The sequence below is a fragment of the Micromonospora sp. NPDC002411 genome, from assembly GCF_053592955.1.
In genome coordinates this window covers 17620-31219 of the sequence record NZ_JBSFBM010000032.1, presented here as the reverse complement: position 1 = coordinate 31219, position 13600 = coordinate 17620, and the positions used below count along the sequence as shown (strand labels likewise).

Annotated in this window: 12 protein-coding genes; 1 reads left to right on the top strand and 11 read right to left on the bottom strand. The window is 71.9% G+C overall.

The window, feature by feature from the left end; translation table 11 throughout:
* Positions 1-57 precede the first annotated feature (57 nt).
* The 9 genes from ACWCO3_RS06820 to kdd form a co-directional block, all read right to left on the bottom strand.
* Positions 58-576, bottom strand: a complete 519-nt coding sequence (locus tag ACWCO3_RS06820; protein ID WP_450008887.1) for an FxsA family protein — start codon at positions 574-576, stop codon at positions 58-60.
* A gap of 67 nt (positions 577-643) precedes the next feature.
* Positions 644-1453: a polyprenol monophosphomannose synthase gene (locus ACWCO3_RS06815; RefSeq protein ID WP_450008885.1), complete on the bottom strand. Its 810-nt coding sequence runs from the start codon at positions 1451-1453 to the stop codon at positions 644-646.
* A gap of 34 nt (positions 1454-1487) precedes the next feature.
* Entirely contained in the window at positions 1488-3191 is a 1704-nt protein-coding gene (gene lnt / locus ACWCO3_RS06810; RefSeq protein ID WP_450008884.1) for an apolipoprotein N-acyltransferase, read from the bottom strand.
* 512 nt (positions 3192-3703) lie between these two features.
* Complete coding sequence (locus ACWCO3_RS06805; RefSeq protein ID WP_450008883.1) at positions 3704-5041, bottom strand: glutamate mutase L; 1338 nt, start codon at positions 5039-5041, stop codon at positions 3704-3706.
* Positions 5038-5430 (bottom strand): 3-aminobutyryl-CoA ammonia lyase, encoded by a 393-nt coding sequence (kal, locus tag ACWCO3_RS06800; protein ID WP_145781922.1) that lies wholly within the window; start codon positions 5428-5430, stop codon positions 5038-5040. The genes ACWCO3_RS06805 and kal overlap by 4 nt, the downstream gene beginning before the upstream one ends.
* A gap of 13 nt (positions 5431-5443) precedes the next feature.
* A complete protein-coding gene (gene kamE, locus ACWCO3_RS06795) occupies positions 5444-6193 on the bottom strand; it encodes a lysine 5,6-aminomutase subunit beta (protein ID WP_145781925.1) in 750 nt (249 codons plus the stop codon).
* Positions 6190-7749, bottom strand: a complete 1560-nt coding sequence (gene kamD, locus ACWCO3_RS06790; protein ID WP_145781927.1) for a lysine 5,6-aminomutase subunit alpha — start codon at positions 7747-7749, stop codon at positions 6190-6192. Before kamD ends, kamE begins: the two co-directional genes overlap by 4 nt.
* Positions 7746-9311, bottom strand: a complete 1566-nt coding sequence (locus tag ACWCO3_RS06785; protein ID WP_450008879.1) for an amidohydrolase — start codon at positions 9309-9311, stop codon at positions 7746-7748. The genes kamD and ACWCO3_RS06785 overlap by 4 nt, the downstream gene beginning before the upstream one ends.
* A 4-nt stretch (positions 9312-9315) precedes the next feature.
* On the bottom strand, positions 9316-10377 hold the full coding sequence (kdd, locus tag ACWCO3_RS06780; RefSeq protein WP_450008877.1) for an L-erythro-3,5-diaminohexanoate dehydrogenase: 1062 nt from the start codon (positions 10375-10377) through the stop codon (positions 9316-9318).
* A 140-nt stretch (positions 10378-10517) separates the two neighbouring features.
* Between kdd and ACWCO3_RS06775 the strand changes: the two genes are divergently transcribed.
* Positions 10518-11909 carry a KamA family radical SAM protein gene (locus ACWCO3_RS06775; protein WP_450008875.1) on the top strand — a complete coding sequence of 464 codons (1392 nt, stop codon included), beginning with the start codon at positions 10518-10520 and terminating at the stop codon, positions 11907-11909.
* A 55-nt stretch (positions 11910-11964) separates the two neighbouring features.
* Here the strand turns inward: ACWCO3_RS06775 and ACWCO3_RS06770 are convergent, their stop codons facing one another.
* Both ACWCO3_RS06770 and ACWCO3_RS06765 read right to left on the bottom strand, forming a co-directional pair.
* Positions 11965-13008 (bottom strand): hypothetical protein, encoded by a 1044-nt coding sequence (locus ACWCO3_RS06770; protein ID WP_450008873.1) that lies wholly within the window; start codon positions 13006-13008, stop codon positions 11965-11967.
* Positions 13008-13571, bottom strand: a complete 564-nt coding sequence (locus ACWCO3_RS06765; RefSeq protein WP_145781938.1) for an RNA polymerase sigma factor — start codon at positions 13569-13571, stop codon at positions 13008-13010. The genes ACWCO3_RS06770 and ACWCO3_RS06765 overlap by 1 nt, the downstream gene beginning before the upstream one ends.
* Positions 13572-13600 lie beyond the last annotated feature (29 nt).

Sequence of the window (13600 nt, the reverse complement as noted above, 5' to 3'; positions counted from 1 at the left end):
CCTCGATCGCCTCGTACCGGTCAGAAACGTTCAATTTGCTGAAGATGATGGATGTGCTCAGTTGCGGCCAGGCTCCACGATCTCGCCCTCGAGCGCCCGACCGCCGTCGACCACCACCGGTTGCTCCGGTCGTGGGGTCGGTTGCGGCGCACCCTGGCGCACCCGCACCGTACGGGGGCCGAACAGGTCACCGGCGACCATCGACGACACCCGCCGCTCGGTGGCGCGTCGCACCCCGGCGCGGGCCAGTCGCCGCACCGGCGGCACCAGCAGCAGCAACCCGGCCAGACCGCTGACCAGACCGGGCACCGCGAGCAGCAACGCCCCGGCCAACCCGACGAGCCCGTCGGTCACCTGCCCGCCCGGTGGCTGCCCGGCCGCCGCGGCGGACCGGAACCCACGCCAGGCGCGCATGCCCTCACGGCGCAGCAGCACCAACCCCAGCAGGGACGCCGCGAAGACCAGCAGCACGGCCACCCCGAACCCCAGCGCCCGCCCCACACCGACGAACACCGCCAGTTCCACCACCACCGCCAGCAACAGGGCCAACGGCACGAACTTCAGTCCTCGGCGCATCTCACCTCATCGCCATTCCCGCGACACCATGGGCGTGTCCCGCCCATCCAGCATGACACGACCGCGCTCACGGCCACCGCGCCTGACCGGTGGCTGTGCCGTTCAGGCCACGGCGTACCGCCTGGCGTCGGTCCTGCACACCCCAGGCGGTGATCCGCCACAGCGCCTCGGCCACGATCTTCGGGCTCATCTTGCTGTCCCCGCGTTCCCGCTCGGCGAACGTGATCGGCACCTCCACGATCCGCACCCCGGCCTGGTGCGCCAGGCGGGACAGCTCCACCTGGAACGAGTACCCCTGCGAGGTCACCGACTCCAGGTCGATGGCGTCCAACGCGCTGATCCGGTACACCCGGTAACCGCCGGTGGCGTCCGAGACCGGCATGCCCAGCGCGAGACGCGCGTACAGGTTGCCGCCGCGCGAGAGCAACAGCCGCCGCAGCGGCCAGTTGAGCACACGGGCGCCGCTGGTCCACCTCGAGCCGATCACCACGTCGGCGTCGCGGGCGGCGTTCAGCAGCGCCGGCAGGTCCTCCGGGGCGTGGGAGCCGTCGGCGTCCATCTCCACGACCGCCTGGTAGCCGCGCTCCCGGGCCCACCCGAACCCGGCCAGGTACGCCGCGCCGAGGCCCTCCTTGCCGTGACGGTGCAACACCTGCACGTGGGTGTCGCCGTCGGCGAGGGCGTCAGCGATCGCACCGGTGCCGTCGGGGCTGTTGTCGTCGGCGATGAGTATCCGCACCGCCGGGGCGGCGCGTCGGACCCGGCCCACGATCGCGGCGATGTTGTCGGCCTCGTTGTAGGTGGGGATCACCACCAGCACCCGGCCCACGCCGGGCACCTCGTCCGGGCGTCGGATCGTATCGGTCGCCTGGATCACGGTTCCTCCGCTCCCGCCGGCGTACCGGCTGTTGCTAACCGGGCATGATCCGTTGCCGCCGGCGCACCACCGCGGCGCCGACCAGGGCCGCCGCGGCCAGCGCGGCGAGCACCACCTCCGGCCACCAACCGAGCCGGGTGGCGAGGGTACGTCCGTCGTCGAGGCGCAGCTGCCGCACCACGACCTCCCGGGTGTTGAACCCGGTGGCATCGCTTACCCGCCCGTCGGGTGCCACGAACCCGGACACGCCGACCGTGGAGGCCATCAACGCCGGTCGGCCGTGCTCGACGGCCCGCAACCGGACCATGGCCAACTGCTGACGGGCCTCCGCCACGTCGAAGGTGGCGTTGTTGGTCTGTACGACCAGCAGTTGCGCTCCGCCGGTGACGGTGTCACGGACCACCTCGTCGTAGGCGACCTCGAAGCAGATCACGTCACCCAGCACGGCCGGGCCGACGCGTACCACGCCCGGGGTGCTCCCCGGCACGAAGTCGCTGCGGATCAGGTCGACCTGCTTGCTGACCATGCGGGCCACGTCGCGCAGCGGCACGTACTCGGCGAACGGCACGGGGTGGCGTTTGGTGTACAGCTGGTCGAGGTCCGCGCCGGTGCCGGGCCGCCACAGGATGCCCGCGTTGCGGACCTGCCCGGCGCCCGGCCCGAGCAGCACCGCGCCGACCAGGATCGGCGCGCGCACGGTGTCGGCGGCCTGGGAGATCCGCGCACCGGCGGTGGGGTTGCGCAGCGGGTCGATGTCGCTGGAGTTCTCCGGCCACACCACCAGGTCGGGTTGGCGCTGCTGGCCGGCGGCGACCCGGGCGGCCAGTTCGAGGGTGGCGTCGACGTGGTTGTTGAGCACCGCCTGCCGTTGGGCGTTGAAGTCCAGGCCCAGGCGTGGCACGTTGCCCTGCACGATCGCCACGGTGACCGTGGCGCCGGACCCGGCGGCGGCGACGGGCACGAGCAGCGCCCCGGCGGTCAGCGCGACCGCCAGGGCCGCCGGTACGGCCACCGGCGCCCACCGCCGCGCCGACGACCCGGTGACCGTCGCGGTCTCGACGGGCGGCTCGGTGTCGGCCGGCCCCGTGGTCGAGCCGGTGCCGGAGGGGTTGAGGGTGGTGGGGCGCAGGGTGGTCCAGGTGTGCCAGACGGCGGTGACGAGCAGCCCGCCCAGGAGCGCCACCGCGAAGGTCACCAGCGGCGCGCCGCCCAGCGAGGCCAGGCGCAGCAGCGGGGAGGTGTCCTGGCTGAACGCCAGCCGCCCCCACGGGAAACCGCCGAACGGGGTGCGGTCGCGCAGGGCTTCCTGCCCGACCCACAGCAGCCCGGTCAGCACCGGCCACGACCAGCGGACGCGGTCGACCAGCGGGGACACCCAAGCCGTGGCCGCGCCGAGCAACGCCAGGTAGCCGGCCTGCAACAGCGACAGGAGCACCCACGGCAGGTAGCCGGTGTGCAAATTCGTCCAGGCCAGCAGCGGGGCGAAGAGCGCCACGCCGGCGAGGAAGCCCAGGCCGGCGCCGGCGCGCAACCGCCGCCGGTGGGTGGCGGCGGCCAGCAACGCCACGCCGACCGGGGCGAGCGGCCACACCCCGTACGGGGGGAACGCCACCAGCAGGGCCAGCCCGGCGGCCACGGCCAGGGGCGCGGCGACCCGCAACGGCAGCGGCCGACCCGTCACGACCGGTCGGGTCGGCGCCGCCGGGGCGTGGGTCTCATCCCGGTCCAGGGTCGTCACCGCTTCACCTCGATCACGGGGCGAAGGCTACCTGGCCGGAGGCTGGAGCAGCCGCATCGGGCAGCCGGCAGTGAACGGTGGGGCGCGATGATCAGGTGAGGCGACAGTGGGCGCGGTGGGGACGAAATCGGGGCGCGGCTCGCGCCGCGCCCCGATGCTCCCAGGCCCTTCCCGGCCGGTGTGGCGAGGATGGGGCACGACGACCTTCGGACCGACCGGACGTGGACTGGCTGCCCCCGCCGGGCCGTTGTCTACTGGCCGTGCACCTCACCCTGCCCGTACACCGGTAACCGCGGCCGGTTCGCGCCGCCCCGCCGACCCCCGCCCGCTGGACCTGGCCGCCGCGACGATGATGCTGAAACATGTCGCTCGGCCAGCGGACGAAGGGACGAAGCGAACAACAGCCGCTTCCCGTGGTAGGACTCAAAGACGGTACGTGCCGACCCCCGTTGGTTGTCAACCCACACCCGGCCTGTCGTGTGTTGCGACACGGCGTGTCGGGTCGGCGCGTCTCAATGTGTCCGCAGATGGTGACGCAGCAGCGTCCCCGCCGCCGCCCGATGCTCCTGCGCGAGGAGCCCTCCGGCGGCCAGCACGTAGTCGGCATCGACCACAGCGGTGGCGGCGCGCGGCAACGCCCACCCGCCGGCGTGGTCGGCGAGGACCGCCGCCAACACCTGCCCGGACACGGGCGTCGGAGCGTGCCGCAGCACCCCACCGGAACCCACCAGCAACCGCACGTCACGCAGGTCCCGTCCGGCCCGCTCACCCGTCGCCGCGCCCCGCGCGTGTCGCCGCAGGGCCACCGTCGCCGCGAGGGTGGCGATCCGGGCGTCCACGGCCCGCTGCGTGTCGTCGACGGCCAGGAACGCCGGGTCGGTGGCCCGACGGTCCGCGTCGGCCGCCAGGTCGTCGGCGTCGCCCGGAGTGAGCAGCCGCTCCTCGACGGCGGCGCGGAGCACCCCGGGCGCGCTCCACCGCATGCCCAGGTCCCCCTCGACGGTGCGGGCCCGCCAGAGACTGCCGGCGACCTCCCGACCGGGCCCGGTGGCCCGCTCGTCGGGGGTGAGCACCGAGTACACGTCGGTGGTGGCGCCACCCACGTCGACCACGGCCAGGTCACCGCCGATGGTGTCAGCGAGCACCTCCACACCGGTGAGGACCGCGTCGGGGGTGGCCGCGCGGACCAGCCGCGCGAACCGGGTGCCCCGCGACAGTCGTTTACCTCCGATGACGTGGCGCAGGAACACCTCGCGGATCGCCGCGCGCGCCGACGCCGGGGCGAGGACCCCGATGCGGGGCAGGACATTCTCCGCGCCCGTCACCGGCACCCCGGCGGCCGCCAGCAGGGCGGTGAGGTCCTCGCGGACGTCGGCGTTGCCCGCGTACACCACCGGTTTGCGCCACCGGGCGCGGGCCAGCCGGGTCGCGTTGTGGGTGACCGTGTCGGCGTCACCGCCGTCGGTGCCGCCGACGAGCAGGACCACGTCGGGTTGGGAGGCGCGCAACGCCGTCAGGTCCGTCGCGCCGAGCCGACCGGCCGCCACGTGCACCACGTGCGCGCCGGCGGACAACCCGACGCGCCGGCCGGCCTGCGCGGTGACCAGCGGCTCGTAGCCGATGACGGCCAGCCGCAGTCCACCGCCGGCCGACGAGCACACGTACCACGGCACGTCGCGGACACCGAGCCCGACGGTGGCCGCCGTGACCGCGGCGTCCAGGCCGTGCAGCACGTCGGTGCCGACCGTCGTGGGCGCCGACGCGGCACCCACCAGCACGCCGGCGGCCAGGTCCACCACCGCCGCCTTGGTGTACGTGGACCCGACGTCCGCGCAGACGGCCAGGGTCACGACGTTGCGGGAACGACCACGGTGCCGGTCGCGGTGACCGCCACGATCGGTGGGTCCAGGACCTCCGCGGCGGACTCGGAGCGGTCCGGGCGACCCCGGCACACCACCACGCAGGCCAGGTCCAGGGTGCGGCTGCGGGAGCCCACACGCGACACCTGAGCGGTCACCTCCACCACGTCACCGGCGTGGATGGGGGCGCTGAACCGCACATCGGAGTACCCGGCGAACAGGCCCTCGTCGCCGTCGGTGCGAATACACACCTCGGTCGCCACGTCCCCGAACAACCCCAGGGCGTACGCCCCGTCGACCAGGTTGCCCGCGTAGTGGGCGTGCGAGTACGGCACATACCGCCGGTGCGTCACCGTCAACCCGAGCCGTGCGTCGGTCATGCCATCGCCTTCCTCATGCCATCGCCTTCCGCTTCGTGATCAGGGCGTGCACGAGGTAACTGGCCACCTCGCCGGGCGTGGTGCCCCGACCGAAGATCCGGTCCACACCCAACTCGTCGGTCATCGTCTCGTCGAACCGGGGACCACCGACGATCAACAACGGGCGCCGGCCCGCCGGCATCGCCTCCCGGAACGCCGCCGACATCTCCCGGGTGTTGTGCAGGTGCGCGTCGCGCTGCGTGACGACCTGCGACACGAGCACCGCGTCGGCCTTCTCCACCCGGGCCGTCTCCACCAACTCCGGCACGCTGACCTGCGCACCCATGTTGGTGACCTTCAGCTCCCGGTAGTACTCCAGGCCCTTCTCCCCCGCGATGCCCTTGACGTTGAGGATCGCGTCGATGCCCACGGTGTGCGCGTCGGTGCCGATGCACGCGCCGACCACTGACAACTTGCGTCGCAACCGCTGCTTGATCACCGTGTTGACGTCCTTCGCCGACAGCAGGGCGAAGTCCCGTTCCACCACCTGCACCGCGTTCAGGTCGACCAGGTGATTGACCCGCCCGTACACGACGAAGAACGTGAACCCGTCGCCCATCGGTTTGGCGTGCACCACCATCGCCGGGTCGATGCCCATCTTGTTGGCCAACTGCACCGCCGCGCCCTCGGCCCGCTTGTCGTGCGACACCGGCAGGGTGAACGACACCTGCACCATCCCGTCACCGGTGGTGTCCCCGTACGGACGCACGATCTGGCCGCTCATGACGCCGCCTCCAGGATGTCCGTGGCCGGGTTGCAGTAGTCCGCCTCGTGCGCGGCGACCCCGGCGAGGCCCTTGCCCCGGTCCGCCGGCCGCTTCATGATCCCGAAGGTGCCCTCGGCGATCGCCGTCAGCAACGTCTGCTCCCCGATGCGTTCCAACAGGTCCAGCGCCTCACCGAGGACCTGGTTGGCGCGGCGGCGGATGAACCCGCCCGGCACCGGCACGAAGTCCTCGTGCAACCCACCGGCCGCGCCCAGCACGTACCGCACGTTCTGCAGGGCGATGTCCCGGTCGGACAACCACGGCGTCACCACCGCCTCGGTCATCATCCCCACCAGCAGGATGCCCTGACCGGTCAGCGCCCCCGCCAGGTTGAAGAACCCGTCGAGCAGGTTGCCCCGGAACACGTCACCGGTCATGTGCTTCGTCGGCGGCATCCACTTCAACGGGGCGTCGGGGAACAACTCCCGCGCCAACAGGGCGTGCGCCAACTCCAGGCGGAACGACTCCGGCACCTCCGGGTTGATCTCGAACGCGTGCCCCAACCCCAACTGCCAGTCCGCCAACCCCGCCTCGTGCGCGAAGAACTCGTTGAGCAGCTGCGACACCGTCACCGTGTGCGCCTCGTCGACCGCGTCGGCGGTGGTCAGGTAATTGTCCTCACCGGTGTTGATGATGATCCCGGCGCGCGCGTGCACCTGCCGGGAGAACCGCTGGTCGACGAACGTGCGCACCGGGTTGATGTCGCGGAACAGGATCCCGTACATCGAGTCGTTGAGCATCATGTCGAGCCGTTCCAGGCCGGCGAGGGTCGCCATCTCCGGCATGCACAACCCGGACGCGTAGTTGGTCAACCGCACGTAGCGGCCCACCTCTTTCGACGACTCGTCCAACGCCGCGCGCATCAACCGGAAGTTCTCCTGCGTGGCGTACGTGCCGGCGAACCCCTCCCGGGTCGCGCCCTCGGGCACGTAGTCCAACAGCGACTGCCCGGTGGAACGGATCACCGCGATCACGTCCGCGCCCGCCCGCGCCGCCGCCTGCGCCTGCGGGATGTCCTCGTAGATGTCGCCCGTGGCCACGATCAGGTAGATCCACGGCCGCTGCGCCGGGTCACCGTGACGCTTGACGAGGCGGTCCCGCTCGGCGCGCCGACGGTCGATGCGCCGGATACCCGCCCCGACGGCCTTGCGCGCCGCGCTCCGGGCCGCCGTCGCCGCCCGCCCGGTGGGCTGGGTGAACCGCACCGACCCGGCCGCGGCCTTCTGCGCCAGCAACGTCACGTCGGTGAGGCCCTCACGGGCGAGAGCGTCGAAGACCGGCACCGCCACCCCGTGCCCCAGACCGACGTCCGCGGCGACGGCGTCGACGAGACGGTTCACCCACGGGATGCCGTCCGGGTCGGCGCCGGTCACCCCGGCCAGCCGCAGCACCGCCCGTTCCACCGACACCGTCGTGTGGCTGCGCGCCAGGTCCACCACCGGTTGCCCGGCCCGGCGCGCCAACTCCCGCGCCCGCGCCACCAGCACCGGATCAAGATCAAGCTTCCCGGTCATGATGACCCTTCCTCGTAGATGACCTCACCGCGCAGCACCAGGCGCCGGCACACCGGCAACGGCGTCGGGTCCTCCGGACCCCGCACCTCCGGGTCCTCGGCCTGCAACACCGGCAGACCCCGCTCCACCCCCGCCGGCGTCGACCACACCGCGAACGTCGCCGGCGCGCCCAACGCGAGGACCCCCTCGACGTCCAGGTGCACCGCCCGCCACCCACCACGGGTGTGCGCGGCGAACGCCGCCCGCACACTCATCCGCTGCGCCGGGTTGTGGTGCGCCGCCGCCGCCCGCACCGACCCCCACGGGTCCAGCGGCGTCACCGGCGAATCCGACCCGAACGCCAACGCCACACCCACCGAGTGCATCGCACCCATCGGGTTCGACTCCAACGACCGGTCCAACCCCAACCGCGCCTCGTACATCCGACCCGCGCCACCCCACAACCGGTCGAACGCCGGCTGCATACTCGCCACGACCCCGTACTCCACGAACCGGGCGATCAACCGCCTGTTCATGATCTCCGCGTGCTCGATGCGGTGCCGGGCCGCGCGCAACCGCTCCACACCCACCGTCGCGGCAGCCGCCGCGAAACCGTCGAGGACCGTGCCGATCGCCGCGTCCCCGATTGCGTGGAAACCGCCCTGCATGCCATGCGCCGCGCAGTCCAACAGGTGATCACGCACCTGCTCGACCGTCAGATACCCGTGCCCGCAGCCCTCACCGTCGCCGTACGCCTGCGACACGTGCGCCGTACGCGACCCCAACGCCCCGTCGGCGAACAGATCACCACCGGCGCCCACGGCACCCAGCTCCCGGGCCCGCGCCGCGCCACCCAACTCGCCCCAGTACCCGTACACCTCCGGCACCCCCGCACCGGAGATGCCCAGCAACCCGGTGAAGTCCTCCTCGTCGGAGATGTCCGGACCACCGCACTCGTGCACCGCCGCGATCCCCAGCGACGCCGCGTGCGACAGGGCCACCCGCTGCGCGGCGACCCGCTGCGCCCGGCTCACCGACCCCTGCGCCGCCGCCCGCACCACGTGGTGCGCGTCGCGCCGCAACCACCCCGACGCGTCGAACCCGGCCGCCTGCGCCGCCTGCGGACACGCCGCCAGCAGCGCCGACGACACCAACGCCGAATGGATCGACGCCTGCGACAGGTACACCCGCCGCCCACCGGCCGCCCGATCCAACGCCGCCGCGTCCGGCAACGCCGGATCCGACCAACCCGACTCGTCCCAGCCGTGCCCCAGCACCACCGCGTCCGCCGGCAGACCCGCCGCGAACCCGGCCACCGCGTCCAACAACTGCGCCGCCGAGCGCACCCCGGACAACTCCAGCCCGGACAACGCCAACCCCGTGTCGGTGGCGTGCACGTGCGCGTCGACGAACGCCGGCGTCACCAACGCCCCGTCCAGGTCCACCAACCGATCGGCCGGCGGCGCGTCACCGTCGGTCCCCAACCAGGCAATCCGCCCATCGGACACCAGCAGCGCGGTCGCGCTCGGATCGGCGGGACAGTGCAGCACGCCGCCGCGGTACAACGTCGAGGGGTTCGTCATGACCTCAGTCTGCCGCGATCCGCGCCGCGAACAGCTGACGCACCCCCGGCTCGGCGCGCAGCAGCCCCAACGCCAACTCCGCGTGCCCCGGCACGTACCCGTTGCCCACCAGCATCGTCACGTCCGCCGCCAACCCCTCCGCGCCCAACGCGGCCGCCGAGAAGCTCGTCGCCATCGAGAAGAAGATCACCGTGCCGCCGTCCGCGGTGGCCAACACCGCGCCGTGCTCACACCCCGGCACGTCCACGCACACCACAGTGACGTCCGCCGGCGCGCCCAGGGCGGTGGTCACCGCCGTGGACAACCCCACCGGGTCCCGGGCGTCGGCCAACGCCACCGTCGACGCCAGCCCGGCGGCCGTCAGCGCGTCGCGCTCCGCCGCCACCGGCACCACCCCGACGGTACGCGCGGCGCCCACCCGCCGCGCCGCCGCGAGCGACAGCGACCCGCTCTTGCCCGCCCCGCCGATCACCGCGACCCGCACCGGCGTCGGGTCACCGACACGACGACGGTCCTCGACGTAGCGCGACACCACCCGCGCGGTCAACGCGGGCGCCCCACACACGTCCAGCACCGCCAGGGACAACTGCGGGTCCTCGTCGTCGGGCAGCACCGCCGCGATGGAACGGGCGAACAGGATCGCCCACCCGTCACAGGGCACCTGCTCACTGCGCCCGTCCCAGCGGGCCAGCCCGTCGGTCACGACCAACGGGGTCAGCGTCAACGACACCAGGGTCGCCACCCGCTCACCGACCTTCAGCCCCAGTGGGGAACGCCGGCCGGCCTCCTCGACCGTGCCGATCAACATCCCACCGGACCCTGTCACCGGGTTCTGCATCTTGCCCCGCGTCGAGATGATCTCCAGCACCTCGGCGCGGACCGCGTCCCCGTCACCGCCGTGCTTCTCCGACAACTGCCGGAAACTCGCCGCGTCCAGGTTCAGCCGCTGCACCCGGATCCGCACCTCGTTCGGTGCGATCTCCGCCGACGCGTCCAGGCGCCAGGCCGCCTGCGGCAGCACCCCCGCCGGTTGCACGACGCGGTGCAGTCCCACCGGTGACGACACGCCAACCTCCCCTGCCCAGCCGCCCGAAGCCCCGGTCAAGGCTCGCGTAGCGGGAAAACTTACGGCAGACTAGTTTCTGTACCGAATATTTTCCAGTAGCCTTCGGGCCCGTCGATCAACAGCACCACCGAGGAGGGGCCGTGACCCAGACCATCCCGCAACCCCGTCACGCCCCGGTCGCCGCACCGACCGCCGGGCAGCCCTACGAATACCACCGCCGCCCCCTGGTCGAACCCGACTGGACCCGCTTCCCCGGCTGGCGCCACGTCACCCGCGACCAGTGGGAATCCGCCCAGTGGCAACGCGTCAACTGCGTCAAGAACATCAAGCAGCTCCGCGCCGTCTTCGGTGACCTCATCGACGAAAGCTTCTACGCCGACCTCGAGGCCGACCAGAAGGCCATGGCCACCATGTCCATGCTGGTGCCACCACAGATGATCAACACGATGGTGCCGTTCGCGCCCCTCACCACCGAGGCGCTGCTCGCCGACCCCATCCGCCGCTACATGATCCCCGTCGCCTCCGACCGACGCACCGACTGGCCCTCACACCCCTACGCCAGCCGCGACAGCCTCCACGAACACGACATGTGGGTCGCCGAAGGCCTCACCCACCGCTACCCCACCAAGGTCCTCGCCGAACTGCTCTCCACCTGCCCCCAGTACTGCGGGCACTGCACCCGGATGGACCTCGTCGGCAACTCCACCCCCGCCGTCGACAAACTCAAACTCACCCTCAAGCCCGTCGACCGCTACGACGCCCACATCGCCTACCTCAAGGCCCACCCCGGCGTCCGCGACGTCGTCGTCTCCGGCGGCGACGTCGCCAACGTCCCCTGGCGCAACCTCGAGTCGTACCTCATGCGCCTGCTCGAACTGGAGACCGTCCGCGACATCCGCCTCGCCACCAAGGCCCTCATGGGCCTCCCCCAGCACTGGCTGCAACCCGACGTCGTCGAAGGCCTGGAACGCGTCGCCCGCACCGCCGCCCGCCGCGGCGTCAACCTCGCCATCCACACCCACGTCAACCACGCCCAGTCGCTCACCCCACTGGTCGCCAAGGCCGCCCAGACCGCCCTCGACGTCGGCGTCCGCGACGTCCGCAACCAGGGCGTCCTCATGCGCGGCGTCAACGCCACCACCCCCGAACTGCTCGACCTCTGCTTCGCCCTCCAAGGCGAAGCCGGGATCCTGCCGTACTACTTCTACATGTGCGACATGATCCCCAACGCCGAACACTGGCGCGTCCCGGTCTGGCACGCCCAGCAGCTCCAGCACGACATCATGGGCTACCTGCCCGGCTACGCCACCCCGCGGATCGTCTGCGACGTCCCCTTCGTCGGCAAACGCTGGGTGCACATGCTCACCGACTACGACCGCGAACGCGGCATCTCCTACTGGACCAAGAACTACCGCACCTCCATCGAGTCCGCCGACCTGGAGGCGCTCAACAAGCGCTACGCCTACTACGACCCGATCGACACCCTGCCCGCCGGCGGCCAGCAGTGGTGGGCCGACCACCGCGACGACTGAACCACCAACGGCGACGCCCCCGGGATGCTCTTCCCGGGGGCGTCGCCGTTCCCCGTCACCGGCAACCCAGGCCCTCGGAATAACCCGCCCGCAGCGTCCCGGCCGCGACCTCGTCGGCGTACTCCCAGAACACCTCCGGCCAGTCACCAGCCTCATCCATCTCCCGCAGCACCCGCCACCCGTGGCTGCTCCGCAGCGCATCGGCCGCCCGCCGCACCCCGGCCTCGTCTCCGCTCGCCCTCGCCCGCTGCCACTCCGCGATCCACCCGCAGCCGACCCGGGACGTCACACCCACGCCGAACTGGTACGAGTCACTCACCCCGACCTCCTCCAGCTCGGCGACATCGAACCCCGGCGGCAGCGGCACGTCGGCGAGCACCCTCGCCGCCCGCTCCCGCACCGGCATGACCATCTCCGCCGGAAGCACGGCCAAGAACGTCCGCGCGTCCACCCGGACGATGTCCCCGAGAACCCGGTCCAGGTCCTTACGCGACCAGTTCCCGGAAGTTTTCATCTCCACGAACACGTCATCACGAGGACGCACCATCACCGTGAAATCACCGTTGAGGCTCTGGAACACCTCAGCGGGCCAACCGTCGACCCGCACCGACTTCGCAGGACCATCAACGAGCCGATCGGGATAACGCTCCGCGTACGCGTACCCCGGATACCAGGTCGTCTCCACCTCCCGCTCACCCCGGCGGAACACCACGCCACCCTGCTCCTCGGCGAACCCGTACAACCTGGTCACCTTCCAACCGGCCCGGTCGATCAGCAGGCGCGGATTCCTCTCCGCCGCCGCCATCGCCCCCGGCGAAAAGACCTTCCCCGCGTCCGCGGTGACGATCGGCGACACCCCACCACCCTCTGACTGCCCCCGCAGCATCATGGACGCCGGCACCACGCTGACGAGTACGGCAGCCGCCGTCACGACGCCGGCGAAGCGCCCCACCCGCAACCGCCGCGACATCCCGCCACCACGCTCGGACATGATCTCCGTCAGCAGGGCCTGCTTCACCCCGCCGACCTCCCCCACGACACCGAGCCGACCCGGATCGGCATCCCGAAGCAGCCGGTCGACACGCTCCTCCATGGTCATCAGTCCTCCCTGCGGGTGGATGCGGTCAGCACGTCGAGTACATGTCCGGGCGGCCCCGGGTCGTCACCGACCAGCCCTCGCAACTTCGCCCGCGCCCGCGACAACCGGGTCCGCACCGCCGCAGGACCCACCCCCAGCACGGCGGCCACCTCATGCGGCTGCAGTCCCTCCCAGACGGTGAGCATCAGAACCTCCCGGTCCAGCTCCGGCAGACCCGCCAACGCCGCCCGGACGGCAAGCCGCTCCGGCACCTCACTGCCCGGATCGGGAACCGAATCGACGATCTGCTGACGTAACCGCTCACCGAGACGCTGCCGGCGAACACCACCACGGTGATGATTGGCCAACACGCGCCGAGCCACCCCGTACAACCACAACCGCGCCTCACCAGCGACCGGAATGTCCTGCCGGCGACGCCACGCCACCAGGAACGTCTCCGCGACAACGTCGGCCGCGTCCTCCGCATGCGCGACGCGCCGCAACGCGAACGCCAGCAACGACTCGAAATCCTCGGCGTACGCACGCCGGAAGCGGTCCTCGTCACGCGCTGTCTCGGAGCTCACAAACACTCCATGTCCGGTGCGGCCTCAAC